This window comes from Paracoccus sp. DMF-8, assembly GCF_029309835.1.
Taxonomy (GTDB): domain Bacteria; phylum Pseudomonadota; class Alphaproteobacteria; order Rhodobacterales; family Rhodobacteraceae; genus Paracoccus.
The window spans coordinates 18,560-42,068 of the sequence record NZ_JARJHL010000014.1; the positions used below are offsets into that span (position 1 = coordinate 18,560).

The 23,509-nt window shown below is 66.2% G+C and carries 18 protein-coding genes and 6 pseudogenes; 12 read left to right on the forward strand and 12 right to left on the reverse strand.

The annotated features are described in order from the left end of the window. Positions 1-48: 48 nt before the first annotated feature. The 5 genes and pseudogenes from lpdA to PE067_RS14300 form a co-directional block, all read right to left on the reverse strand. Positions 49-1,441: pseudogene (lpdA, locus tag PE067_RS14280) on the reverse strand (dihydrolipoyl dehydrogenase). Between the two features lie 45 nt (positions 1,442-1,486). After that, positions 1,487-2,068, reverse strand: coding sequence for a DUF924 family protein (locus tag PE067_RS14285; protein ID WP_062562066.1), 582 nt, complete (start codon positions 2,066-2,068; stop codon positions 1,487-1,489). Positions 2,069-2,125: 57 nt separating this feature from the next. Beyond that, positions 2,126-3,604, reverse strand: a complete 1,479-nt coding sequence (locus tag PE067_RS14290) for an MFS transporter (RefSeq protein ID WP_276190305.1) — start codon at positions 3,602-3,604, stop codon at positions 2,126-2,128. Positions 3,605-3,686: 82 nt separating this feature from the next. Further along, positions 3,687-3,824: pseudogene (locus PE067_RS14295) on the reverse strand (S-adenosylmethionine:tRNA ribosyltransferase-isomerase); the annotation flags it as partial. 110 nt (positions 3,825-3,934) lie between these two features. After that, positions 3,935-4,429 (reverse strand): annotated as a pseudogene (locus tag PE067_RS14300) (S-adenosylmethionine:tRNA ribosyltransferase-isomerase); the annotation flags it as partial. A gap of 129 nt (positions 4,430-4,558) precedes the next feature. Here PE067_RS14300 and PE067_RS14305 point away from each other — a divergent pair. Both PE067_RS14305 and bfr read left to right on the forward strand, forming a co-directional pair. Further along, positions 4,559-4,849 (forward strand): (2Fe-2S)-binding protein, encoded by a 291-nt coding sequence (locus tag PE067_RS14305; RefSeq protein WP_081614927.1) that lies wholly within the window; start codon positions 4,559-4,561, stop codon positions 4,847-4,849. Continuing rightward, positions 4,797-5,312: a bacterioferritin gene (bfr, locus tag PE067_RS14310; RefSeq protein WP_276190307.1), complete on the forward strand. Its 516-nt coding sequence runs from the start codon at positions 4,797-4,799 to the stop codon at positions 5,310-5,312. Before PE067_RS14305 ends, bfr begins: the two co-directional genes overlap by 53 nt. Before the next feature lie 186 nt (positions 5,313-5,498). Here the strand turns inward: bfr and PE067_RS14315 are convergent, their stop codons facing one another. Further along, positions 5,499-5,906 carry an HAD family hydrolase gene (locus tag PE067_RS14315; protein ID WP_276190767.1) on the reverse strand — a complete coding sequence of 136 codons (408 nt, stop codon included), beginning with the start codon at positions 5,904-5,906 and terminating at the stop codon, positions 5,499-5,501. Further along, positions 5,792-6,187, reverse strand: coding sequence for a hypothetical protein (locus PE067_RS14320; RefSeq protein WP_276190784.1), 396 nt, complete (start codon positions 6,185-6,187; stop codon positions 5,792-5,794). The genes PE067_RS14315 and PE067_RS14320 overlap by 115 nt, the downstream gene beginning before the upstream one ends. Before the next feature lie 118 nt (positions 6,188-6,305). Here PE067_RS14320 and glmU point away from each other — a divergent pair. From glmU to PE067_RS14355, 7 genes and pseudogenes are all read left to right on the forward strand, one after another. Then, positions 6,306-7,646 (forward strand): annotated as a pseudogene (gene glmU, locus PE067_RS14325) (bifunctional UDP-N-acetylglucosamine diphosphorylase/glucosamine-1-phosphate N-acetyltransferase GlmU). A 3-nt stretch (positions 7,647-7,649) separates the two neighbouring features. Further along, positions 7,650-9,462: pseudogene (gene glmS / locus PE067_RS14330) on the forward strand (glutamine--fructose-6-phosphate transaminase (isomerizing)); the annotation flags it as partial. Between the two features lie 655 nt (positions 9,463-10,117). Next, positions 10,118-10,612 carry a TonB-dependent receptor plug domain-containing protein gene (locus PE067_RS14335; RefSeq protein WP_276190308.1) on the forward strand — a complete coding sequence of 165 codons (495 nt, stop codon included), beginning with the start codon at positions 10,118-10,120 and terminating at the stop codon, positions 10,610-10,612. Further along, on the forward strand, positions 10,609-12,102 hold the full coding sequence (locus tag PE067_RS14340) for a TonB-dependent receptor (protein ID WP_276190768.1): 1,494 nt from the start codon (positions 10,609-10,611) through the stop codon (positions 12,100-12,102). Before PE067_RS14335 ends, PE067_RS14340 begins: the two co-directional genes overlap by 4 nt. 128 nt (positions 12,103-12,230) lie before the next feature. Beyond that, positions 12,231-12,701: an SsrA-binding protein SmpB gene (gene smpB, locus PE067_RS14345; protein WP_276190769.1), complete on the forward strand. Its 471-nt coding sequence runs from the start codon at positions 12,231-12,233 to the stop codon at positions 12,699-12,701. A 79-nt stretch (positions 12,702-12,780) separates the two neighbouring features. Further along, on the forward strand, positions 12,781-13,632 hold the full coding sequence (gene sseA / locus PE067_RS14350; protein ID WP_276190309.1) for a 3-mercaptopyruvate sulfurtransferase: 852 nt from the start codon (positions 12,781-12,783) through the stop codon (positions 13,630-13,632). A gap of 3 nt (positions 13,633-13,635) precedes the next feature. Further along, positions 13,636-14,820: an amino acid aminotransferase gene (locus PE067_RS14355; RefSeq protein WP_276190310.1), complete on the forward strand. Its 1,185-nt coding sequence runs from the start codon at positions 13,636-13,638 to the stop codon at positions 14,818-14,820. A 102-nt stretch (positions 14,821-14,922) separates the two neighbouring features. Here PE067_RS14355 and PE067_RS14360 read toward each other — a convergent pair whose 3' ends face one another. From PE067_RS14360 to ubiA, 3 genes are all read right to left on the reverse strand, one after another. Further along, positions 14,923-15,267 carry a hypothetical protein gene (locus PE067_RS14360; RefSeq protein WP_276190311.1) on the reverse strand — a complete coding sequence of 115 codons (345 nt, stop codon included), beginning with the start codon at positions 15,265-15,267 and terminating at the stop codon, positions 14,923-14,925. A 19-nt stretch (positions 15,268-15,286) separates the two neighbouring features. Beyond that, complete coding sequence (locus tag PE067_RS14365; RefSeq protein WP_276190312.1) at positions 15,287-17,770, reverse strand: OmpA family protein; 2,484 nt, start codon at positions 17,768-17,770, stop codon at positions 15,287-15,289. 103 nt (positions 17,771-17,873) lie between these two features. Continuing rightward, positions 17,874-18,821 (reverse strand): 4-hydroxybenzoate octaprenyltransferase, encoded by a 948-nt coding sequence (gene ubiA, locus PE067_RS14370; RefSeq protein WP_276190313.1) that lies wholly within the window; start codon positions 18,819-18,821, stop codon positions 17,874-17,876. A gap of 13 nt (positions 18,822-18,834) precedes the next feature. Here ubiA and PE067_RS14375 point away from each other — a divergent pair. Continuing rightward, positions 18,835-19,558, forward strand: a pseudogene (locus PE067_RS14375) (16S rRNA (uracil(1498)-N(3))-methyltransferase). Between the two features lie 228 nt (positions 19,559-19,786). Beyond that, the gene (locus PE067_RS14380; protein ID WP_276190314.1) at positions 19,787-19,981 is read left to right on the forward strand and encodes a DUF1127 domain-containing protein; all 195 of its coding nucleotides are present in this window, start codon (positions 19,787-19,789) and stop codon (positions 19,979-19,981) included. A gap of 159 nt (positions 19,982-20,140) precedes the next feature. Here the strand turns inward: PE067_RS14380 and PE067_RS14385 are convergent, their stop codons facing one another. Beyond that, positions 20,141-21,010: a 50S ribosomal protein L11 methyltransferase gene (locus PE067_RS14385; RefSeq protein WP_276190315.1), complete on the reverse strand. Its 870-nt coding sequence runs from the start codon at positions 21,008-21,010 to the stop codon at positions 20,141-20,143. After that, complete coding sequence (gene msrA / locus PE067_RS14390) at positions 21,011-21,595, reverse strand: peptide-methionine (S)-S-oxide reductase MsrA (RefSeq protein WP_276190316.1); 585 nt, start codon at positions 21,593-21,595, stop codon at positions 21,011-21,013. It abuts the gene before it with no gap. 200 nt (positions 21,596-21,795) lie between these two features. Between msrA and PE067_RS14395 the strand changes: the two genes are divergently transcribed. Continuing rightward, a complete protein-coding gene (locus PE067_RS14395) occupies positions 21,796-23,457 on the forward strand; it encodes a thiamine pyrophosphate-binding protein (RefSeq protein ID WP_276190317.1) in 1,662 nt (553 codons plus the stop codon). Positions 23,458-23,509: the final 52 nt, after the last annotated feature.

A 23,509-nucleotide genomic window follows, 5' to 3' on the forward strand; every position in this document is an offset into this window, starting at 1 on the left:
GAGGATATTTCGGCAAGAAAGAAGCAGGGGCGCGCGGCCCCTTGTCCGTCAGAAATGGATGGCGCGGCCATAGGCCGAGAGCACGGATTCGTGCATCATCTCGGACAGGGTCGGGTGCGGGAACACCGTCTCCATCAGCTCGGCTTCGGTGGTTTCCAGCGTGCGGCCGACGACATAGCCCTGGATCAGCTCGGTGACCTCGGCGCCGACCATGTGGGCGCCCAGCAACTCGCCGGTCTTGGCGTCGAAGACGGTCTTGATCAGTCCCTCGGGTTCGCCGAGCGCGATGGCCTTGCCGTTGCCGATGAAGGGGAAGCGGCCGACCTTGATCTCGTAACCCGCTGCTTTCGCTTTCTCTTCGGTCAGGCCGACCGAGGCGACCTGCGGGTTGCAATAGGTGCAGCCGGGGATCGAGTTCGGCTTGATCGGGTGCGGGTGCTGGCCGGCGATCAGCTTCCGCGACCATGACGCCTTCATGGCTGGCCTTGTGCGCCAGCCAGGGCGCGCCGGCCACGTCGCCGATGGCATAGAGTCCCTCGACACCGGTGCGGCAATATTCGTCGGTGACGACATGGGTGCGGTCGATCTTGGCGCCCAGCTTTTCCAGCCCGAGGTTTTCGACATTGCCGACGATGCCGACGGCCGAGATCACCGTGTCGAAGTCCTGCGTCTCGGTCTTGCCGTCCTTCTCGATATGGGCGGTGACCTTGCCGGGGGCGCGGTCCAGCTTCTTGACCGTGGCCTTTTCCAGGATCTTCATGCCCTGCTTGACGAATTGCTTCTTGGCCAAGGCGGAGATCTCGGCATCCTCGACCGGCAGCACGCGGTCCATGACCTCGACCACGGTGGTGTCGGCGCCCAGCGTGTTGAAGAAGCTGGCGAATTCGATGCCGATCGCACCCGAGCCGATCACCAGCAGCTTCTTGGGCATCTGCGGCGGTTGCAGCGCGTGCTTGTAGTTCCAGACCAGGTCGCCGTCCGCTTCCAGCCCCGGCAGGTTGCGGGCGCGGGCGCCGGTGGCGAGCACGATGGCCTTGCCGGTGACCTCCTCGGCCCCCTTGTCGGTCTTGACCGACAGCTTGCCGGGGGCGGTCAGCGTCGCCTCGCCCATGATGACGGTGACCTTGTTCTTTTTCAGCAGGTGGCCGACGCCGCCGGCGAGCTGTTTCGCCACGCCGCGCGAACGCTGCACCACGGCGCCGAGATCATAGCCGATCTTGTCGGCGGAGAGGCCGAATTCCTTGGCGCGGTGCATCAGGTGGAACACCTCGGCCGAGCGCAACAGCGCCTTGGTCGGGATGCAGCCCCAGTTCAGGCAGATGCCGCCCAGATGCTCGCGTTCGATCACCGCGACCTTCAGGCCCAGCTGCGCGCCGCGGATGGCGCAGACATAGCCGCCCGGGCCGGAACCGATCACCACCATGTCGAAGCCTTGCGCCATGGAATTCCCCCTCTGGAAAAAGATAGTTCAGCGTTAAACCATTTTTCAGACATCCACAAGCGACAGCTTGCCGGAGACCAGCGCGGCATAGCCGCCGGCCTGCATCACGCGGATTTCCGCCGGAGTCGGGTTGCGGCCCAGAGCCGCGTTGCGCCAGGGGAAGCGGCCGAATTTCGCGATCGTGTCGCGGTGGATCTGCGCGTGGCGCAGGCTTTCGCCGGGCATGAATTCCTGGAACAGCGCCACGGCGCGGTCCTGGTCGGCCAGGTCCTCGGAATGCTCGAAGGGCATGAAGAAGAACTGCCGCGCCGGCAGGCCGATGCGCCGGGGAAAGCCGCGGTCCAGCGCGGCGCGGGCCAGGTCGCGGGCCAGCGGGTCGGTCGCGAAGGCGCGGGCGTCCTCGCGGAACAGGTTGCGCGGGAACTGGTCGGTCAGGATCAGCGCGGCCAGCGCGCCCTCGGGCGTTGCGGCCCAGGCGGGGGCCAGTTCGGCGGCGCGTTCCCATATCGGCAGGAAGCGCTGGCGGATGGTTTCGTCCAGCAGATCCGAGCGGACATACCAGCCGGTTTCGCCGACCTCATCGAGCCAGAAGCGGTTGATCGCTTGCGGGGTGACGGTTTCGGTCATGCTCGGCCCTCCGTTTCCGCAGGATGGTTGCAGAGCCGGCCGGCCGCCGCAACCCCGTCAGTCGGGGCGCGGCGGGCCGTCGTCGGGGCCGGCGGTCTCCAGCGCCGCCTCGACCGCGATGGGGGTGGCCGAGGGGGCGATGACCGCAAAGCTCTGGTCCAGCATCGGCGCCGGGCGGCGGGTGCGGCGATAGAAGGTATAAAGCGCCAGCAGCGCCAGCAACGCGGCGATATAGACCCAGAATCCGTCCGGGCCCAGCCAGGACATCAGCCAGCCGGTGATCAGCGGCCCGGCCATGGCGCCGAGCCCGTTGATGAACAGCAGCCCGGCCGAGGCCGCCGCCATGTCGCTGTTGTCGAGGAAGTCGTTGGTATAGGCCAGCAGCAGCGAATAGACCGGGTTGGCGACGCCGCCGACCACGGCCGCCGCCAGCAGCAGGCCCCAGATCCCGGGTTGCAGCAGCACCGTCGCGCCCGCCACCGCCGTGCCCAGAATCGCCAGCCCCAGCACGATCAGCCGCCGGTCGCCGTGGTCGGAAAGCCAGCCCACCGGATATTGCAGCAAGAGGCCGCCCGCATAGATCGCCGCGACGAAGGCCGAGATCTCGCGCACCGACAGGCCCTTCATCGAGCCCCAGACCGAAGCCATGCCGAACAACGCCGAGAACACCCCGCCCATCAGGAACATGCCGATGCAGCCCAGCGGCGAGGCGGCGAAAAGGTCGCGAAAGCTCATCCGCTTCAGCGTGGCGAATTGCGGCGCCGGCTGGCGCGACAGCAGGATCGGCAGGAAGGACAGGCTGACCAGCACCGAGGGGATCACGAACAGCAGGTAGCCCGCCGGGTCCGCCGTGTTCATCAGCAGCTGCGCCGTGATGATGCCCAGCATCTGCATGATCATGTAGGCCGAGAGCGCCTGGCCGCGCGTCTCGTTGCTGGTCGAGGCGTTGAGCCAGCTTTCCGCGGTGATGTAGACGCCCGAAAAGCAGAAGCCGATCAAGAGCCGCATCGCCGCCCAGGCCAGCCATTCGGGCGCCGCCGCATAAAGGATCAGCACCGAGGAGATCAGCGAGCCGAGCGCCGCGAAGACCCGGACGTGGCCGACGCTGCGGATCATCTGCGGCACCACGCGCGAACCCAGCAGGAAGCCGCCGAAATAGGCCGCCATCACCACCGACATCTGCGTGGTCGAGATGCCCTCGATCTTGCCGCGCACGCCCAGCAGGGTGCCCTGCATGCCATTGCCGACCATCAGCAGAAGGATGCCCAGCAACAGCGGCCAGGTGGTGCGCAGAACGGTCAGCATCATTCCCTCGACGGTATCAGAAGCGAGGCATCGCCATAGCTGAAGAAGCGATAGCCCGATCTCGACGGCATGGCGATAGATGGAGCGGATGCGATCCTGGCCCATCAGGGCTGAGACCAGCATCAGCAGCGTCGATTTCGGCAGGTGGAAATTCGTCATCAGCGCATCCGTCACCCGGAAGCGATAGCCCGGATAGATGAAGATTTCGGTCACGTCGCGGAACGGCCTCACCAGTCCCTCGGGCGTGGCCGCCGATCTCGATCAGCCGCAGCGCCGTGGTGCCGACCGGGATCACCCTGCCGCCGGCGGCGCGGGCGGCGTTGATCGCGGCGGCGGCCTCAGCCGTGACCTCGCCCCATTCGCCGTGCATCTTGTGGGTGGTCACGTCCTCGACCTTGACCGGCAGGAAGGTGCCGGCGCCGACATGCAGCGTGACATGGGCGAAGCGCACGCCGCGCGCGCGCAGCGCCGCCAGCAGCGGCTCGTCGAAATGCAGGCTGGCGGTGGGGCGGCGACGGCGCCGGAATGGCGGGCCCAGACGGTCTGGTAATCGGTCCGGTCGGCCTCGTCCGGCGCGCGCAGCGCGGCGATATAGGGCGGCAGCGGCATGGCGCCGACCTGGGCCAGCGCGGCGTCGAAGGCCTCGCCGGTTGTGTCGAAGCGCAGCCGCAGCCCGGCCTCGCCGATCTCGGCCACCTCGGCCGACAGCGCGTCCGAGAAGCGGATCACCTCGCCCTGCTTCAGCTTGCGCAGGGGCTTCGCCAGCGCGTTCCAGCCGTCGGCGGCGGGCTCCAGCAGCGTGATCTCGACCTTGGCCACCGCATCGCCCTGCGGCGTGGCGCGCCGGCGGGTGCCGGTCAGCCGTGCCGGGATGACCTTGGTGTCGTTCAGCACCAAAAGATCGCCCGGCCCCAGCAGTTCGGCCAGGTCGGCCACATGCAGGTCGCGGATCACGTCCCCCTGGGCCAGCAGCAACCGCGCCGCGGACCGTGGCCGCGCAGGGCGGGTCGCGATCAGCCCCTCGGGCAGGTGGAAGTCGAAATCCTCAAGTCTCATGCCCCGGGTTCTGTCCCTGCCGCGCCGGGGCGTCAAGCCGGCCCGCGCGGCGATGAAGCCAAAGTGAAAAACTCGGGCTTTACTTCGCTGAGCGAATCTGTCAGTTATAGCCAAATCTCAGGTGAACCCATGATCGTCTGCCACTGCACACAGATTTCCGACCACGACATCAAGGCGGCTGTCGACTGGATGCGGGCCTCGGACCCCGAGACGATCATCACCCCCGGCAAGATCTATCACGCGCTTGGCAAGCGCGCGGATTGTGGCGGCTGTATGCCCTTGTTTCTGGACACCATGCGCGGATGCGATAATCTGGCCGTGCCCCCGATCCTGCGGGGGCTGAAAGCCACGCGCAAAGGGGAAAGCCATGAAGGGCGACGCCAAGGTCATCGAGTATCTCAACGCAGCGCTTCGGTCTGAGCTTACCGCGGTCAGCCAGTATTGGCTGCATTATCGGCTGCAACAGGATTGGGGTTTCGGCAAGATTGCCGACAAGTCGCGCGCCGAATCCATTGAGGAAATGAACCACGCCGATCGCCTGATCGAGCGAATCATCTTCCTGGAAGGCCATCCCAACCTGCAGAAGCTGGACCCGCTGCGGATCGGCCAGAACCTCAAGGAGACCCTCGAGTCGGACCTGGCGGCCGAGCATGACGCCCGCACGCTCTATATCGAGGCGCGCGAATACTGTTCCAACGTCGGCGATTATGTCAGCAAGAACCTGTTCGATGATTTGCTGACCGACGAGGAAGGCCATATCGACTTCCTCGAGACCCAGCTGGATCTCTACGCCTCCATCGGCGAACAGAACTATGGCCTGCTGAACGCCAAGTCAGGCGGAACGATCGTTCCGCGCCACGGCCGGGCAGATGGTCCGGCCTGACGCGCAATCATGTCGCAGGCGGTGCGCCGCCCGCGATGGGCCTTCCGTCGTCAGCCGCCCACCGGCATGGGTGGCCCGTGCCGTGATACATTGTCCCGATTGTTCTGATTGCAGAAGTCTCCTGCGTCGTCCAGCTGCCGGTCGCAGGATCTCGTCGACATGGAAATCTTGACAGCAGGTCGACGCTCAGGACGCCGCCGAAGGCGTGTCGCGGGCCAGCGCATCTTCTGCGCCAGCGCGGGCAGGCCGCCGCCGATCCAGCGTCGCATCGGGCGCCAGCCGCGCCAGCCCTTGCCTTCGGGACCAGGCGCGCGAGATCAGCGGCCACAGGCACTCCCGCCGCTCCGCGCCGTGCGCAGATCCGTAACGGTGTCGCCGACCCGGAACGAACTGCGCGACGCTCGCCGCCCGTCGCCCTCGACGGCGGCGACGATAGGGGCGGGGGTCGGGCTTGCGCACCGGCAGCGTGTCGGCGCCGATCATCGCGGCGAAACGCTCGCGGATGCCCAGCTCGCGCAGCAGCACCTCGGCCAGGGCAGAGGGCTTGTTGGTGCAGACCGCCAGCCGGTGGCCGGCGTCGGCCAGCCGGTCCAGCGCCGTCTCGGTGCCGGGGTAAAGCCGGGTATGGGTGGCGCGATGGCGCGGCCATAATGGGCGATCAGGCGGGGATAGTCCTGTTCCAGCGCCTCGGGGGCAGGATCGTATCCGCCGGAATACGCATAGCCCGCCTGCAGGATCGCGCGGCCGCCCTGAAAGGCCACCAGCGCATCGCGCGCCGGGTCCAGCAGCGGGCCAAGCCCGCGGTCGATGAAACAGGCGTTCCCGGCGGCAATCAGGTCGCCCGAGGTATCGGCAAGCGTCCCGTCCGGTATCAAAGACCACCGTTCCCGCCATTGTAACCTTCCGTCAAGATCTGTGAACCGCTGGCCCTTGGCCCGGCATCTGCGTAAAGTTAGAAGAGCCGAAAGACAATGAATGCGGCTCGAGTCAGGAATGCCGGAAAACCCCGTTGCGTTGATCGTTCTGGCTGCCGGACAGGGCAGCCGGATGCAATCCGACCTGCCCAAGGTCCTTCACCGGCTGGCGGGCGTGCCTCTGGTCGCGCATGCACTGGCCGCCGGGCGCAGTCTGGAACCCGAGCGGGTGGTGGTCGTCACCGGCCACGGCGCGGCGCTGGTCGAAAAGGCGCTGGCAAAGCTGGACGCCGAAGCCCAGACCGCGCTGCAGGCGGAGCAACTGGGCACGGGTCATGCGGTCGCGCAGGCGCTGCCGCTGCTGTCGGGTTTTCGGGGGCGGGCGGTCGTTCTGTATGGCGACACGCCCTTTATCACGGCCGAAACCCTGCTGGCACTGGCCGAACATCCCGCCGATGTCGCGGTTCTGGGCTTTGAGGCGGCCGATCCGGGCCGCTACGGTCGTCTGGTCACCGGCCCCGAGGGGCTGGAAAGGATCGTCGAATTCAAGGATGCCGATGGAGGCGACGCGGGCCATCCGCCTGTGCAATTCCTGGCGTTATCGCCGCCGATGCGGCGCTGCTGGCCGATCTGGTCGGGCAGTTGGGCAATGACAATGCGGCGGGCGAATACTATCTGACCGACGTCGTGGGGCTGGCGCGCGCCGCCGGTCACCGCGTCGATGTCGTGACCTGCGACGAGGACGAAACCTGGGCATCAACACCCGCGCCGAGCTTGCCGCGGCCGAGGCGGCCTTTCAGGCCCGCGCCCGTGCGGATGCGCTGGACAACGGCGTTACGCTGTCCGATCCGGCGGCGGTCTGGTTCTCGCTGGACACCTGCATCGGCCGCGACGCGGTGATCGGACAGAACGTGGTCTTCGGCCCCGGCGTGACCGTCGAAAGCGGCGCCGAGATCCTGCCCTTCTGCCATCTCGAGGGCTGCCATGTCAGCGCCGGCGCCACCGTCGGCCCCTTGCCCGGCTGCGGCCCGGGGCGGAACTGGGCGGCGACGTGCATGTCGGCAATTTCGTCGAGATCAAGAACCCGGTGCTGGACGAGGGCGTCAAGGTCGGCCACCTGACCTATCTCGGCGATGCCCATGTCGGCGAGGCGACCAACATCGGCGCCGGCACCGTGACCTGCAATTACGACGGCGTCGGCAAGCACCGGACCGAGATCGGCGCCCATGCCTTCATCGGCTCGGACACCATGCTGGTGGCGCCGGTGCGGGTGGGGGCGCGGGCGATGACCGGCTCGGGCTCGGTCATCACCGAGGACGTGCCGGACGATGCGCTGGCGCTGGGCCGCGCGAAACAGGTGACGAAGCCCGGCCTCGCCACCCGGCTGATGCAGGCGCTGCGCCAGAAAAAGGGGAGTTGAGCCATGTGCGGCATCATCGGAATCCTGGGACAGCACGAGGTCTCGCCGCAGCTGGTCGAGGCGCTGAAGCGGCTGGAATATCGCGGCTATGACAGCGCCGGGGTGGCGACGGTGGACGACGCCGGCCGGCTGGATCGGCGCCGGGCGGTGGGCAAGCTGGTCAACCTCTCGGACCGGCTGGTGCATGAGCCGCTGACGGGACACGCCGGCATCGGACACACCCGCTGGGCCACGCATGGCGCCGCGACCGAGGTGAACGCCCATCCCCATCGCCGCGGCCCGGTCGCCGTGGTGCATAACGGCATCATCGAGAACTTTCGCGAACTGCGCGACGAGGTGATCGCGCTGGGCCTGCAGCCGGAATCGCAGACCGACACCGAAACCGTGGCGCTGCTGACCGCCTGGCACATGGCGCAGGGCCTGGATGCGGCCGAGGCGGCGCGCGCGACGCTGGCGCGCCTGCATGGCGCCTTTGCCCTGGCCTTCCTGTTCGAGGGTGAGCCCGACCTGATGATCGCCGCCCGCAAGGGCAGCCCGCTGGCCGTGGGCCATGGCGAGGGCGAGATGTTTCTGGGCTCGGACGCCATCGCGCTGGCGCCCTTTACCGACCGCATCACCTATCTCGAGGACGGCGACCACGCCATCATCCGCCGCTCGGGTGCCGAGATCTTTAACGCCGAGGGCCGCCCCGCCAATCGCGAGATCCAGCAGATTGACGTCGGCGCCACCCAGATCGACAAGGGCGGCTATCGGCATTTCATGGCCAAGGAGATCGCGGAACAACCGGTTGTTTTGGGCGATGCGCTGAACCACTACATCAAGGGGATCGCATCGTCCTGCCCGATGCGCTGGATTTTCGCGACGTGGACCGGCTGACGCTGGTCGGCTGCGGCACCGCCTATTATGCCGCCCATGTCGCGCGCTACTGGTTCGAGACGCTGGCCGGATTGCCCTGCGACCTGGATGTGGCATCCGAGTTTCGCTATCGCGAGCCGCCGCTGTCGCCGAACAGCTGGGCGCTCTTCGTCAGCCAGTCGGGCGAGACGGCGGATACGCTGGCGGCGCTGCATTATGCCCGCGACAAGGTGGCGCGCACGGTCGGCGTGGTGAACGTCGGCACCTCGGCCATCGCCCGCGATGCGGATATCGCCCTGCCGACCCTGGCCGGGATCGAGGTCGGCGTGGCTTCCTCCAAGGCCTTCACCTGCCAGCTTGCGGTGCTGGCGGTGCTGGCGCTGAAGGCGGCGCGCGACCGCGGGCGGCTGGACGAGGCGCAGCTTGCCGCGCATCTTGCCGACCTGCGCAGCCTGCCGGGGCTGCTGAACCAGGCGCTGGCGCTCAGCGACACCTGCCGCCGTCTGGCTGGCTGGCTGTCCGAGGCGCAGGACGTGCTGTATCTGGGGCGCGGCCCGCTTTACCCGGTCGCGCTGGAGGGCGCGCTGAAGCTGAAGGAACTGAGCTATATCCACGCCGAGGGCTATGCCTCGGGCGAGCTGAAGCACGGGCCGATCGCGCTGATCGACCGCAATGTGCCGGTGGTGGTGTTGGCGCCGCGCGACGGGCTGTTCGACAAGACCGTCTCGAATATGCAGGAGGTCATGGCGCGGCACGGGCAGGTGCTGCTGATTTCGGACCCGAGGGGATCGAGGCGGCGGGGCAGGGCTTCAAGGCGGCCTTGGCGATGCCCACGGGCGGCGGGATGTTCCAGCCGATCCTCTATGCGCTGCCGATGCAATATCTGGCCTATCACACGGCGGTCGCCAAGGGCACCGATGTGGACCAGCCGCGCAATCTGGCGAAATCGCGGACGGTCGAAGAACGACCCCGGTCCAGAAAACCGGCCCAAGACGCTGGCCGGCCTTGGGGCCGGCCTCTTCGGCGGGCGACGGCTGATCGCGGTGGGTCTGGCAACCTCGCCCGCAGCTTTGGGCTGAATCCGTTCGATCCGGCAGCCGCCGCGACCGCGCGGCAGGGATGTTACGTTCTTGCCACAATCACGTTTTCTTTACCGTGACGTCTCGTCAAGCCAGCGGGAATCGGTGATTTTGCCGCGCGCCTGAAAGCGGCGCTGTAGCCATGTCCCGGTCGCTTTGCCGATCCGCCAGCAAACATCCTGAAAACACATCAAAAGCTGTGGGACCTCCCGGCGCATTCGCCGGGGCATTGCCTGTGCCCGTGGCGCTTATACGGGACAGAGTTCGTGGAACAGATGCGAAATCCGGGGCAAGCCAGACTCGCCGCAGGAACCAGCGTTATCGCCCTGGGGATCGGCCTGCTGGCACCGTGGCACGCGGCACTGGCGCAAACCACGACCGAAACAGCGGATCAATCCGGCGTCGTCGTGCTGGATGAGGTGACGGTGGTCGTCGGCCTCGGGCGCGACCGAAGACAGCAATTCCTATGCGACCGGTGCGGCCAGCATCGCGCGCGGCGCCGACAGCCTGAAAGAGGTCCCCCAGGCCGTCACGGTCATGACCCATCAGACGCTGCAGGACCAGAACCTGACCACGATGTCCGAGGCGATGATCAAGGCCCCCGGCGTCGTGGCGACGATAAACGGTGGCGGCAACCCGGTCTATTCCGCGCGCGGCTTTGACATCGGCACCTATCAGATCGACGGGCTTGGCACGAATTACGATTGGACATGGCGCCCGGATTTCGACCTGTCGATCTATGACCGGGTCGAGGTGTTGCGCGGCGCCGAGGGGCTGTTTTCCGGCGCCGGAGAACCGGGCGGCACCGTCAATCTGGCCCGCAAGCGGCCGACGGACGAATTCAGCCTCGATCTCACTGGGCTATGGCAGCTGGAGCAACCGCCGCGTCGAGGCCGATATCGGCGGTCCGATCACGTCGGACGGGCGGCTGCGCGGGCGGATGATCGGGGTCTCGGCGTGACCGCGACTATTTCTATTCGCCGGCAGACGAGGAAAAGCAGGTCCTTTACGGGATTCTGGAATATGATCTGACGCCTGACACCACGGTTCATGCCGGTGTCAGCTATCAATACCAATACGGCACGCGGTGGGCGACCGGCCTGCCGGCCTATAGCGACGGCACCCAGCTGGGTCTTGATCGCGGGATTGCGCTGACAGCCGACTGGGCCAAGCGGAAAACCACCACCAAAGAGATCTTTGTCGGGGCCGAGCATCGCTTCAATGACGACTGGATGCTGAAATTCGGCGCCATGCGGCAGCGTTTCGATTACGACTATATGCAGCTTTCCCTTGGCGGGCCGGTCGATCCCGCGACAGGTATCTTTGGGGACCCGGGTGCGTTTTCCGAAGACGTGGGCAACCACTCGGACGTGGTGGACCTCAATATCAGCGGTCGTTTCAATGCCTGGGGCAAGGAATACAAGCTGACAGCCGGTGCCGACTGGCGGCGCAGCTATGGCAAGCAGATGCGCAACCGATATTCCGAAGTCTTCCCGGACGGGACAGTCTCGATCGACGATTTTCCGGGTCTCGATCTGCCCTCCCCGACGAGCTCGGGCGGATATAATCACGGCTGGCCGGCGTATGGGGGGGTGCAGAAAGGCGTCTATGCTCGGCTGGACATGGAGGTGACCGACAAGCTGAACGTCATCGTCGGGGGCCGCTATGCCAATTACGAGCATAACGAACTGTATCTGCGTTACGATGAGGACGGCAACGTCACCGAGCGCGATTCCAGCTGGCACTGGACCGAGAACGGCACCTTCACGCCCTATGCCGGTGTCACCTATGACGTGACGCCCGACTGGACCGCCTATGCCAGCATCACCGAAATCTACAAGCCGCAGGGCAATACCTTTGCCGGTCCGCCGGAAAACCCGACCCAGCTGGACCCGATCACCGGCCGCAACTTCGAACTGGGTGCCAAAGGTGCGATCCTGAATGGCGGCCTGAATGTCGCGGCGTCGCTCTATCATATCGAGCGCGAGGGCGAGGGGATCGCCGATACACGCTATGAGGATGAAGGCACGTTCTATCTGCCTCTGGGCAAGGTTGTCAGCCAGGGTCTGGATCTGGAAGTTTCGGGCGAGGTCGTGCCGGGCTGGCAGATCTTTGCCGGCTATACCTACAACCGCAACAAGAACGAAAACGAGGACGCAGTCTATCACGCGCTGACGCCCCGGCACATGCTCAAGCTGTGGTCGGAATATAATCTGCCGGGTGCTTATGACGCATGGACCATCGGCGGCGGCGTGACGGTGAAAAGCAAACATGCCAATACCGGCACCTATTGGCAGATGGGGCCGGATGGCTGGACGCAGCCCCGGTTCGAGATCCAGCAGGGCGGCTATGCGGTCTGGGATGCGCATGTGGACTATCGCATCGACGACCGCTGGAACCTGTCGCTGAACGTCAACAACTTGTTCGACAAGACCTATTACGCCACCATCGGGGTGCCGAACGGCGGCAACTGGTATGGCGAACCGCGCAGCGCCACGCTGACGCTTCGCGGCACCTTCTAAGGCGATCCGAGGCACAGGCCGGGCCGGGTTTCCATATGGATCCGGCCCGGAATGCCGCCCTGCCGCGCGCCATCGGGCGGTCACACAGCCTTTACAGGCGCGCGCTGCCGCCCTATCTCTGCGCGATCATGGCCACGAAATCCGACCCCAACTACAAGATCATCGCCGAAAACCGCCGGGCGCGCTTCGATTACTTCATCGAAAGCGACCTCGAGGCGGGCATCATGCTGACCGGCTCCGAGGTGAAAAGCCTGCGCACCGGCCAGTCGAATATCGCCGAAAGCTATGCCTCGGTCGAAAACGGCGAGCTGTGGCTGATCAACGGCTATATCGCCGCCTACAAACAGGCGGGCGTCTTCGGACACGAGGAACGCCGCCGCCGCAAGCTCTTGGTGTCGAAAAAGGAACTGGCGCGTCTGTGGCAGGCCATCGGCCGCGAAGGCATGACGCTGGTGCCTCTGGTCATGTATTTCAACCATCGCGGCATCGTGAAGCTGAAGATCGGCATCGCCAAGGGCAAGAAGGTCGCGGACAAGCGCGAGACCTCGGCCAAGCGCGACTGGAACCGCCAGAAGCAAAGGCTGCTGAAACAGGGGTAATGCGACCCAAGGCGGCATTACGGCGCGGGCCAAGCCCGGTTACATCCGAAACAGTGTTTGTTTGCAGCGAGGAAGTTCCATGTCCGACGACCCAAAGACGCTGGTTTCGACCAAGTGGCTGGCCGCTCACCTGAACGATCCGGATCTGCGCATTCTGGACGCGACATGGTTTCTGGACGCGGGCCGCGATGCCCGCTCCGAATATAATGACGCGCATATCCCGAATGCGCGGTTCTTCGACATCGACGAAATTTCCGACAACCGCTCGGACTTGCCGCATATGGCGCCGCAGGTCGAAAAATTCATCAGCCGGATGCGGGCGATGGGCGTGGGCGACGGCCATCAGGTCGTGGTCTATGACAATTCGCCGGTGCGTTCGGCGGCGCGCGTCTGGTGGCTGTTCCGCCTGATGGGCAAGCAGGACGTGGCCGTGCTGGATGGCGGTTTCGCCAAATGGCAGGCCGAAGGCCACCCTGTCGAGGACATGCCCCCGATCACCCGCGACCGCCACATCACCGTCCAGCGTCAGGCGGGGCTGGTGCGCGACGTCACGCAGGTTGCCGCCGCATCCAAGCTGAACGATCACGAAATCATCGACGCCCGCAGTCCGGAACGCTTCCGTGGCGATGCCGCCGAACCGCGCCCCAGTCTGCGCGCGGGCCATATCCCCGGCGCCAAGAACCTGCCCTTTGGCCGGCTGTATAACGCCGATGGCACGATGAAATCCGAACCCGAAATCCGCGCCGAATTCGAGGCGGCGGGCATCGACCTGTCCCGCCCCGCGATCACCACCTGCGGTTCGGGCATCACGGCGGCCGTCCTGTTCCTTGCGCTGGAACGGATCGGGCACCGCGACCATTCGCTTTACGATGGAAGCTGGGCCGAATGGGGCAGCTTCCCTGACCTTGATGTCGCAACCGGAGACGCCTGAGACATGCTGTCCAATCTGAAACCACAAGAACCTGACAAGATCCTTGCCCTGATGGGCGAGTTCAAGGCGGACACGCGGCAGGGCAAGATCGATCTGGGCGTCGGCGTCTACAAGGACGCGACCGGCCACACCCCGGTCATGCGCGCCGTCAAAGAGGCGGAAAAGCGCATCTGGGACAGCCAGACCACGAAATCCTATACCGCCCTTGCGGGCGAGGCGGATTACCGCGATGCGATGACGCAGATGGTTCTGGGCGACGTGCTGGATGCGGGCCGGACGGCCTCGCTGGCCTCGGTCGGGGGCACGGGCGCGCTGCGTCAGGGCTTTGAACTGGCGCGGATGGCGAATCCTGCAATGCGGGTGTTCTATTCGGATCCGACATGGCCGAACCACGTTTCCATCCTGAAATTCATGGGCGTCGAAGCCGTGCCCTACCGCTATTTCGACAACGCGACCCGTGGCGTCGATTTCGAAGGCATGAAGCAGGATCTGGCCCACGCCGTCAAAGGCGACGTGATTTTGCTGCACGGTTGCTGCCATGGCCTGACCGGCGCCAATCTGACGCTGGATCAGTGGCACGAAGTCGTCGCGATCCTGGAAAAGACCGGTGCGATCCCGATGGTCGATCTGGCCTATCAGGGCTTTGGCGACGGTCTGGAAGAAGACGCCGCCGGCACCCGCCTGATCGCCTCGCGCCTGCCCGAAGTGCTGATCGCCGCGTCCTGCAGCAAGAATTTCGGCATCTACCGCGACCGTTCAGGCATCCTGATCGCGATCACCCCGGACAGCGCGACCCGCGATCTGACGCAGGGCGCGATGGCGTTCCTCAACCGCCAGACCTTCAGCTTCCCGCCCGATCACGGCGCGCGGATCGTCGCGACCGTCCTGACCAGCCCCGACCTTGCCACCGACTGGCGTGCCGAGCTGGAGGAGGTCCGCAAGGGCATGTTGCAACTGCGCGAACTGCTGGCTGCGGAACTGCGCAACCTGTCGGGTTCCGACCGTTTCGATTTCGTGGCCCATCACCGTGGCATGTTCTCGCGCCTTGGCGCCTCGCCCGAACAGGTCAAGCGGATCAAGGATGATTTCGGCATCTATCTGGTCGGCGATTCGCGCCTGAATATCGCGGGCCTGAACAACGACACCGTCCCGATCCTGGCCCGCGCGATCATCGACGCAGGCGTGTGATCCGGCCGCGACGTGAACGAAAGGGCCCGCCAAGGCGGGCCCTGTTCGATTCTGGAAACCGTGGCGATACCTGCATGTGGCGCAGGGGGTGGGACATCTGTCTTACGCGCCGTCTTTGGAACCCTTGTTCAGGCGGCGGTCGATGTAGTCGCGCAATTCCTCGATCTCGGTGCGGCTTTCGTGCAGGTTGTCCAGCGCCGAGCGCAGTTCGGTCGCCGTGCGTGACAGGCGTTCGGTCAGCTCCTGTTCGCGGGTTTCCAGATTCAGCACGGCGGCATCGCGGGCCTCTTCGGCCTGATGCAGCTTTTGCGCCATGCGGTCCAACTCGTCCATGCTTTGCGGCGCGACGCGGCTGAAGCGGCTGATCAGCGCGCTGACGATCCAGCCCAGCATGAAGGCCGCGAACAGGATCACGGCGGTGGCGATGATGAATTCGTTGCGGTTCATGAGGCACCAGCCCTTTGGATCAGTTGTCGGGCCGCCTGCTGGGGCGGGGCGTGTCGTCATCGGGCGTCTGCACGGTCACGCCAAGCCCGGTGACGGCCAGCGCGGTCGTGGTCGCGACAAAGCGCGCCTGCGGGTCAAGATCGCCGGTGGCCGCCGCTGCGGGCGCGCCATCGTCATCCCCATCCCCATCCCCATCCTCGGCCTCGCTGCCCGGTGCTGCGTCATCTGCGGACAGATCCCGCGCATCGGTATCAGCCGCAGGCCCGTTCGTCACCGGGGTATGCCGGGTTGCGGGCTCGCTGTCGTCGCCCAGTTCCTCGGAGATATCAATGGCCACTTCCGGTGAGGCCGCGAGTTCGTTCACGATGATTGTCGCGATCATCAGGGCATGGGTCGCCAGATCATCCTGCGCAGCATCGTCGCCGGCCGCATCCGGCGCGCGCCCCGGGCCGATGACCAGCACCGGCGCGCTCATCCCGACATCGGTCGCCCCCGCGCCAAGGATCCGGCGCACCGCGATGGTTGCGATGCTATGCCGGGTCAGTTCGGCGGGATCGACCTGCGGCTGGTCCTGCGCGTCGGTGACCTGTTCCTCGGTCGTGGTGCCGGTCACGGTCTGGGCGGGCGCGACCGGGGTCAGCGCAACGGGACGTTCGTCCTTCAGGCGGAATTCGATGCGCCGGTTGGCCTCGCGCCCGGCTTCGGTGCCATTGTCGGCGATGGGTTCCGATTCGCCGTAACCATGCGAATCCATCAGCCGCGTGGCGATGCCTGCGCCGGTCATCGCGTCCAGAATCGCCTGTGCGCGCTTGTGCGACAGATCGGCGTTGAAGCTTTCCGAACCACGGGAATCGGTATGGCCGCCGACCTCGATGCGGTATTCGTCGCAATCGGTCATGGCATCGGCCAGCAATGCCAGCGTCGGTTCGGGATCGCCCGCGATGGTCGATTTGTTGGGTTCGAACCCGATCAGCGATTCGCGCATGACGGTGTTCAGCCGGTCCACGCATTCCTCGCCCGAGGGCAGGGCCAGCAGCGGGTCCAGCCGCCGGTCATAGCGGATCGCCAGTTCGTAATTCGCACCCGCGCCAAGCCGTTCGGCCAGCGTCATCGCGGCGATATCGGATGCCGTCTGATTGCCCGAGGTGCCGCTCAGCCGGATCAGGTCGGGGGTGACGGTGACGCTGCCGCGTTCCAGCCCGGCCAGCGCCTCGATCCCGGCGACGACGCTGACGGTCCAGCCGCTTGGCGCGTCGCTGTCCAGCCGCAGGGCGCTGTCGACCTGACCAAAGCGCGAGCGGGCGATGGTTTCGACCGTGTCGCGCATCCGCGCATCGCCGATCCGGCCGCGCAGCGCGACCTGATCGGGGCCGGTGACGGTCGCGGAAAACTCCACCGGGCCCTGCATGCCGTCCTGCGCCTCGTCCTTGCGGGCGGTCAGGGTGAAGGGCGCGGGCAGGGCGGTTTCCAGCCGCGCCACGGTTTCGTCAAGGAGCTGCTGTTCGACGGATGCGGGCACCTGCAGCGCGACATCGGTATCCGACAGCGTGACCGACCCCGCCCCAAGCGCGGCCACCGCGTCGATGCCAAGCGCCGCCGCACGGCCCCAATCGCGCGAGGGTGCGCCCAGACCAAGCTGGCATCCGGGCTGGCCGGGAATGCCCGCGCGCCGCCCCGCCGCGGTAATTTCGTCGCGCGCCAGTTCCGTATCCGCCGCGCAGGCGTCGAAGCGCGCGCCGTCGCCATCCATGACAAAGCGCAGGGTAAAGGGCGAAATCACCGGGCGCGGCGCGGTGATGTCGGTGGTCAGCGCGACGGTCGCGGGCTTGTTGCGGCGCAGCGCGTCCTCCAGCGCGATGCGCTGATCGCGGCTGTCGGTGATGGCGCGGACCGTGACCCGCCCCGCCTCGATCGAGATCTTGGCGCGCGGCGCAAGCTGGGCGGCGCGCAGGCCGAAGGCGAAGGCCTCGTCCCAATGGGCGGGGACCTCGTAATCGGCGGTTTCCAGCAGGTCCGCGATATTCTGCAGGCCGGTGCGTTTTTGCAGCCCCTCGACCACCGAAGCGCGGTCAAGCCCGGCGGGCACCAGCCCGATGATCGAAATGCCGTCGTCATTGCGCAGCAGCTCGACCTCGAACTCGGGGATCTGCATCGAGGCAAGGGCCTCGACCTGCATGTCGTCGATGACGCGCCCGGCCTCGGTCGCGCGGGATACGGCGGTCAGGGCGCGAAAGCGGGCGACCTCATCGGGGGCGGTGCCGGCGATATGGACCTGCGTGCCATCGGTCGAAACCTCGGCCCAGGACAGGTTCGCGGCATCAAGCGCGGCGCGCGCATCCGTGGCAAGGCGGCGTTCAAAGTAATCGGCGGCGCTGCTTGCGGCCAGCCACGCACCGCCACCGGCGGCGGCCATCGCCAGAACCGCGATCAGCGCCGTCGAGCGACGGGGCGACCGACGGGGCGGCCGCGCGGCCGAAGTCTTGCGATTGTCCTGATCTGCCATCGTGATCTTCGTGCATTTTCCGCTGCGGCGGGTTTACCGCCCCAAGGGTGGAACCGCAATCATGGCCTGATCACGACCCTCTGATGACGGATCGCGGATGCCGTCAGAACAGCCCGGCCAGCACCAGCGCGGCGGCCGGGATCAGCCCGGCATCGCGGTTCGACCGAAACAGCCGCAGGCAGCTTGCGTTGTCGTCAGGGGTAAAGCGCGCCAGTTGCCAGACCAGATGCGCGGCAAAGCCCAGCACACCGGCCCCGGCCAGCACGGCGCCCGCGCCCATGGGTCCCGCCGCCATCACCGCGACCGCCAGCATCACCACGGCAGCCGCCGCAAAGCCCGCGATCCAGCGCGGCGAATCCGCGCCGAACAGGCGGGCGGTGGATTTGACGCCGATCATCGCGTCATCCTCGATATCCTGATGGGCATAGATGGTGTCGTAAAAGATCGTCCAGCAGATGCCGCCCAGCCATGCCAGCACGGGCGCGGGGGCAAGGTTGCCGGTATGGGCGGCCCATGCCAGCAGCACACCCCAGTTGAAGGCCAGCCCCAGAAAAAGCTGCGGCCACCATGTAAAGCGTTTGGCAAAGGGATAGATCCCGACCAGCGCCAGCGAGGCGATGCCCAGCACGATCGCCGCCCCGCCAAGCGTCAGCAGGATCGCCAGCCCGGCCAGCGACTGAGCCACCATCCACGCCACCGCCCCCGCGACGCTGACCTGCCCGGACGGGATCGGGCGCGACCGGGTGCGGGCCACCTGCGCGTCGATGTCGCGGTCGGTGATGTCGTTCCATGTGCAGCCCGCACCGCGCATGACAAAGGCACCGACCGCGCAGGCCAGCATGATCCACAGATCGGACCAATGTGCCCCGTCCGCGATCATCGCCAGTCCGACGCCCCACCAACACGGGAAAAGCAGCAGCCATATCCCGATGGGACGGTCAACGCGCGACAGCCTGAGCCACGGCCTGAACCGTTCGGGCGCATAAAGATCGACCCAATTACCCTTTGGCGCGTCGGCAACAGAGGCTGGCGTCCGGCTGTCAGTCTGCATTATCCTGCCTATCATGGCGAAAATCAGGCTGTTCATAGATCACCCACTGGCCGAGGGACAAGGCTTTGCCTTGAACCCCGATCAGGCGCATTACCTGTCCAGCGTCATGCGCATGGCTGCGGGGCAGGAAATTCTGGTCTTCAACGGCCGGGATGGCGAATGGCGGGCGCGGCTGGACCAGTTGACCAGGCGCGGCGGTCTGGCTCAGGCGCTGGAACAGACCGCGCCACAGCGCAACCCGCCCGACCTGTGGCTGGTCTTTGCACCGATCAAGAAAGCCCGCACCGATTTCATCGTCGAAAAGGCGGCAGAGCTGGGCGTCGCGCGCATCCTGCCCGTCCAGACCGACCACACCAATTCCGAACGCATCCGTCAGGACCGCCTGCAAGCCCATGCGGTCGAGGCCGCCGAACAATGCGGCGGCACCTTTGTCCCCGCCGTCGACGACTTGCGCCCGCTGTCGCGGCTGCTGGACGCTTGGGATGCGAATCGGCGAGATCCTCTGGGCGGATGAGGCGATTGCCGGCCCCGCGCAGGCTCTGGCGGGGCTGGAGCCGGGGCCCTGGGCCATTCTGATCGGTCCCGAAGGCGGCTGGTCCGAGGCAGAGCGTGGCAGGTTTGCAACAGTTCCGGGCGTGACGCGCATGGCCTTGGGGCCGCGCATCCTGCGCGCCGATACGGCGGCGGTTGCGGCGATCACCTTGTGGCAGGCCGCCCTGGGCGACTGGAATGCATAAGTTTCACAAGGACACAAGCACTTAGCTGTCATACCGCAGAAAAACCGGGCATCCTTGTCCGGGGGCGATCACGACGGTGTGAGAAAAACGTAGTAATTTCTTTGCCTTATGCCTTGGCTGCATAGCAGCATTGCCGGTGGCAGACCTAGCTTTCATGACCTGCCCGATCTACATCACCAGCATCGACGAAACGCCCGATAGGCGGGCAATATCAAAACAGGTGAAGTGATGTCGGCAATTGACACGAACCGCGTCCATGGCGGGACGCGCAATGCTGGGTTTGTTTCGAAATTCATTGCTGCGCTGCAGCATTGGAATGACGCGCGCGTGACGCGCAACGCACTGAGCCGCCTGTCAGATCGCGAGCTGGATGATATCGGCCTGAACCGTGGCGATATCGAAAGCGTCGCCCTGCGCGGCTGAGCCCGGACCAACCCGGCACCAGAGAACGGCCTCTCCGAGCTTCGGATGGGGCCTTTTTCTTGTCTGGCACCCGGGTTTTCGGGTTCGGGTGGACGCGGCTGCGCTTTTGGGCGGGGTCGGGCGTATGGGCGGGGCCCGACCGGATCGGGACAGACCGGATCAGTTGCGGACAACCACCAGAACCGCCCATTCGCCCAAGATATCGCGACTTTCGACGGTAAAGCCCTGCGCCTGATAGGCGGTGGCGACCTCTTCGAGCTGGGTTTCCAGAATCCCCGACAGGATCGCCCGCCCGCCCGGTGCGACATGGCGCGCCATGTCCGGGGCAAGGTCGATCAGCGGCTGTTTCAGGATATTGGCAAAGACCAGATCATAGGGCGCGGCGCGGTCCAGCAGGGGATGGTCGAAACCCACCGCCTCGACGCATTCGACGCGGCCGGTCAGCCCGTTTGCAATGACATTGGCGCGCGCCGTATCGACCGCCACCGGGTCGATATCACCCGCGACGACGATCACCGGGTAAAGCCGGGCGGCGGCCATCGCCAGAACCGCGGTGCCCGCGCCGATATCGGCGATGCGGTCGAATGCGGCCCCGCCCTCATACAGCCGGTCCAGCGCCAGCAGACAGCCCTTGGTCGTGTTGTGATGGCCGGTGCCGAATGCCATCGCGGCCTCGATCAGCAGGGCCTCGGTGCCTTCGGGAACGCGGTCGGCGTCATGGCTGCCGTGGACGAAAAAGCGCCCGGCCTCGACCGGTGTCAGTTCGCGCCGGACATGGGCGACCCAATCGACCTCTGGCAGTTCGGACACCACAAAGGGTTCCGCGCCATGCGCGATCGCCAGCAGCGCCAGCGCGATTTCATCGGGCTGTTCGGTGAAATAGACCCCCACCTCCCACCGGTTCGAGCCGTCCTCGATTTCGAAAACGCCGGTGCCGACGGGTTCGGGGACCAGATCCTCGGCGATTTCGGCCAGGTTTTCGGCGGCTTCGCGGCCGACAAGATGGGTCAATGCGGTCCAGGTGGACATTCAGTTACGCTCCAGCCCTTCCAGATCTGCGGCCTGCACCCCGGTGCCGTGCATGTTGCAATAGCCGTCGGGATAGCGGTCCAGATATTGCTGATGATCCTCTTCGGCGGGCCAGAAGGGCGCGGCGGGCAGGATCTGGGTGGTGATGGCGGGATAGCCCTGCACGGCAAGGCGGTTGTCATAGTCGATTTTCGACGCCTCGGCCGCCGCATGCTGGGCTTCGGTGAAATACATGATGAGCGAGCGATATTGCGTGCCGACATCATTGCCCTGCCGGTTGCCCTGCGTCGGATCGTGGTTTTCCCAAAACAGCTTCAGCAGATGTTCGGTGCTGATGCGCGAACTGTCATAGACGACGCGCACGACCTCGGCATGGCCGGTGGTGCCGGTGCAGACCTGCTTGTAGCTCGGGTTTTCGGCGGTGCCCCCGGCAAAGCCGACCTCGGTCAGCCAGACGCCTTCCTGTTGCCAGAACAGGCGCTCCACCCCCCAGTAACAGCCCATGCCAAGGATGATCTGGTCATAACCATGCGGAACGGGCGCATCCATCGGACGGCCGAAAATCCTGTGGGTCGCAGCGGTCATCTGTGTGGTATCCTTTCGATAGCTGGCTTCTAGGTAGGCGTTGGCGCCTCATCGTGCAACGCAAACCCGCATCATCGGGTTCGCGCGGGCGGCAAGATCGGGCGGCAAGATTGGATCGGCGTCATCTGCGCGGGGCGTTGCCTTGGCCGTCGCGGCTGCGCTAGCCTGTGGCACAGACAGCGGCGGGAAAGGGATCCAAGATGCGCCACGGTGGACAGATTCTGGTCGATGCCCTGCGCCTGAACGGGGTCACGCGCGTCTTTTCGGTGCCGGGCGAAAGCTATCTGGCGGTGCTGGACGGGCTGCATGCCTCGGGCATCCAGAACGTCGTCTGCCGTCACGAAGGCGGCGCCGCGATGATGGCAGAGGCGCATGGCAAGCTGACCGGACAGCCCGGCATCTGCATGGTGACGCGCGGGCCGGGTGCGACGAATGCCAGCGCGGGGGTCCATGTCGCGCGGCAGGATTCGACGCCGATGATCCTGTTCGTCGGCCAGATCGCCCGCGCCGACCGCGACCGCGAGGCGTTTCAGGAAGTCGACTACCGCGCCATGTTCGGCCCCCTTGCGAAATGGGTGGCGGAAATCGACCAGACCGAACGCATCCCCGAATATCTGGCCCGCGCCTTTCAGATCGCGACCACGGGCCGTCCGGGGCCGGTGGTGCTGGCCCTGCCCGAAGATATGATTTCCGCCCGCGCGGATGTGCCCGATCTGGCCCCCGCGCGGCCCCTGCTGGGCGATGTCGCGCCGGATGCGGTCCGCGCGATTGCCGAGGCTCTGGCCGGGGCGCAGCGCCCGCTGGTCGTGCCGGGCGGTTCGCTGTGGTCGCAGCAGGCGGCGGATGATCTGGCGCGTTTCGCGGCGAACTGGGGCCTGCCCGTCGCCGTGCCGTTCCGCCGTCAGGGCCATATGGACAACCGACTGCCCGAATATGTCGGAGATCTGGGCGTCGGCATGAACCCCGCCCTTGGCGCCGCGCTGGAACGGGCCGATTGCATCCTGTCGCTTGGCTCGCGGCTTGGCGATACGCTGACGCGCGGATATGAGCTGATGAACCCGACCCGGCCCCATGCGCGGGTGATCCACGTCCATCCCTCGCCCGACGAAATCGGTCGTCTGTGGCGCCCCGATCCGGGGCTGGCGGCCGATCCGCGTCGGGTCGTGGCCGCGCTGGCGGATCAACCCGCGCCGCGCCGTTGGGACGAATGGACGGCCAGCCTGCGCGCGGCTTACGAGGGCTGGCAGCAGCTCCGCACGACCCCCGGCGCGGTCAGGATGGAACAGGTGATCCGCTGGCTGTCGGACAATCTGCCCGATGATGCGGTGCTGACCAATGGCGCGGGGAATTACGCGTCCTTTCTGCATCGCTACTATCGTTTTCGCCGCTATGGCACGCAGCTTGCGCCCACCTCGGGGTCGATGGGCTACGGCCTGCCCGCGGCGATTGCCGCCAAATTGCAGCACCCCGACAGGGTGGTGGTCTGTCTGGCCGGGGATGGCTGTATCCAGATGACGGTGAATGAACTGTCCACCGCCGCGCAGCATGATGCGCAGGTCATCGTGATCGTCGCGAATAACGGCCAATACGGCACGATCCGCATGCATCAGGAACGCAACTATCCGGGCCGGGTTTCGGGCACGGCGCTGTTCAATCCCGATTTCGCGGCGCTGGCCCGCGCCTATGGCGGCCACGGAGAGGTTGTGGACACGGATGCCGATTTCGCCCCGGCCTTCCAGCGCGCGCGGGCATCCGGCCGCCTGTCCGTGATCGAGCTGCGTCTGGACCAGCAGGCCCTGACCCCCGGCGCGACGCTGGACGAAACGCGCGCGGCGGGGCTGGCTGCGGCGGGGCGCGGTTAGGCGGCTGCCGCGCGGGCAGGCCCCCGGCCTGCGGCAGGATGCGGGGTGGCAA

Bases quoted from the DNA above. Each gene is read 5' to 3' on its own strand.
- PE067_RS14285 (WP_062562066.1), bottom strand. From the start codon at position 2,068: ATGACCGAAACCGTCACCCCGCAAGCGATCAACCGCTTCTGGCTCGAT.
- PE067_RS14305 (WP_081614927.1), top strand. From the start codon at position 4,559: ATGATCGTCTGCCACTGCACACAGATTTCCGACCACGACATCAAGGCG.
- bfr (WP_276190307.1), top strand. From the start codon at position 4,797: ATGAAGGGCGACGCCAAGGTCATCGAGTATCTCAACGCAGCGCTTCGG.
- PE067_RS14335 (WP_276190308.1), top strand. From the start codon at position 10,118: ATGACCCATCAGACGCTGCAGGACCAGAACCTGACCACGATGTCCGAG.
- smpB (WP_276190769.1), top strand. From the start codon at position 12,231: ATGGCCACGAAATCCGACCCCAACTACAAGATCATCGCCGAAAACCGC.
- sseA (WP_276190309.1), top strand. From the start codon at position 12,781: ATGTCCGACGACCCAAAGACGCTGGTTTCGACCAAGTGGCTGGCCGCT.
- PE067_RS14355 (WP_276190310.1), top strand. From the start codon at position 13,636: ATGCTGTCCAATCTGAAACCACAAGAACCTGACAAGATCCTTGCCCTG.
- PE067_RS14360 (WP_276190311.1), bottom strand. From the start codon at position 15,267: ATGAACCGCAACGAATTCATCATCGCCACCGCCGTGATCCTGTTCGCG.
- PE067_RS14365 (WP_276190312.1), bottom strand. From the start codon at position 17,770: ATGGCAGATCAGGACAATCGCAAGACTTCGGCCGCGCGGCCGCCCCGT.
- ubiA (WP_276190313.1), bottom strand. From the start codon at position 18,821: ATGCAGACTGACAGCCGGACGCCAGCCTCTGTTGCCGACGCGCCAAAG.
- PE067_RS14380 (WP_276190314.1), top strand. From the start codon at position 19,787: ATGTCGGCAATTGACACGAACCGCGTCCATGGCGGGACGCGCAATGCT.
- PE067_RS14385 (WP_276190315.1), bottom strand. From the start codon at position 21,010: ATGTCCACCTGGACCGCATTGACCCATCTTGTCGGCCGCGAAGCCGCC.
- msrA (WP_276190316.1), bottom strand. From the start codon at position 21,595: ATGACCGCTGCGACCCACAGGATTTTCGGCCGTCCGATGGATGCGCCC.
- PE067_RS14395 (WP_276190317.1), top strand. From the start codon at position 21,796: ATGCGCCACGGTGGACAGATTCTGGTCGATGCCCTGCGCCTGAACGGG.